Annotated in this window: 3 protein-coding genes; 1 reads left to right on the top strand and 2 read right to left on the bottom strand. The window is 63.5% G+C overall.

Translation table 11 applies throughout. The features are described from left to right. On the top strand, positions 1-178 hold a 178-nt coding region (locus EN906_RS35565), incomplete at its 5' end, for a gamma-glutamyl-gamma-aminobutyrate hydrolase family protein (protein WP_164777675.1). Here the strand turns inward: EN906_RS35565 and EN906_RS35560 are convergent. Both EN906_RS35560 and EN906_RS35555 read right to left on the bottom strand, forming a co-directional pair. Then, a complete protein-coding gene (locus tag EN906_RS35560) occupies positions 179-583 on the bottom strand; it encodes a hypothetical protein (RefSeq protein WP_032901504.1) in 405 nt (134 codons plus the stop codon). It lies immediately after the preceding gene. Between the two features lie 82 nt (positions 584-665). Beyond that, a partial coding sequence (locus EN906_RS35555) for an NAD(P)-dependent oxidoreductase (protein WP_281060483.1) occupies positions 666-929 on the bottom strand: 264 nt, incomplete at its 5' end.

Raw genomic sequence — 929 nt, 5'->3', positions numbered from 1 at the left:
CGGCACGGTCGAGGCGGTTTCGGTGCGCGACGCCCGCGCCTTCGCCGTCGGCGTGCAATGGCACCCGGAATACTGGGTCAAGTCGGACAGCAATTCGGTGAAAATATTCCGGGCCTTCGGCGATGCGGTTCGGCTGCACGCCGCAGCGAAGGCTGGCGCGCGGGCGGCGGCGGAATAATCAGTCGCCAGATTTCTTATCACCGGTGGCCGCCAGCGACAGCAATGGTAGCGCCGGGGCATAGGATTCGTAGCCGTCGCCATCGGCAGCCGCGAAGGTGACGATTGGATCGGTGCCATTGGCGCTGAAGGCGACCGTGCCATCGTTCTGCTCGCGCCAGAACTTCGCCTGCTCTATGCCCGGCAAGAGCCGGCGGCATTTCGGAGCAACGGTGAGCAGCGACAAACCGTCCGAAATTTCGGCCCCGCGGCTGACTGCACAGACCGCCTCATCGCCATTGGCGACCAGCCTGTAGCTGTTGGACGGGGCGGCCTCGTTGGCCACGCTTTCACGGCTGCCGCCATGAAACAGCTGAATGCCACCAAACAGCGCCGCGGCAGCGATCAATGCGGAAAGTGCTTTCATCATTCTTCATCCACGTACACGGACAGGTTGAACAATGATTCCAAAGCGTTAAGCTGACGTTAATAAATGTGGCAACCACCGATCAGTTTCTAGCAGTCACATGCGCCGTCTCGGGCACCGGGGTCAGCGGACGGCGCTCGGTGAACCAGGACACCAGATTGTCGACGCACAGATCCGCCATGGCGCGGCGGGTGTGGTCCGAGGCCGAGCCGACATGCGGCAGCAGCGAGGTGTTGGGCGCGTCGAGCAGCGCCTTGGGCACATTCGGTTCGTCGGCAAAGACATCGAGGCCGGCGGCGGCGATGGTGCCGTTGGCGAGTGCTGCCGCGAGCGCTGCCTCATCGAC

This window comes from Mesorhizobium sp. M7A.F.Ca.CA.004.06.1.1 (assembly GCF_003999135.1).
Classification (GTDB): Bacteria; Pseudomonadota; Alphaproteobacteria; order Rhizobiales; family Rhizobiaceae; genus Mesorhizobium.
This window is presented reverse-complemented; position numbering and strand designations above follow the sequence as displayed.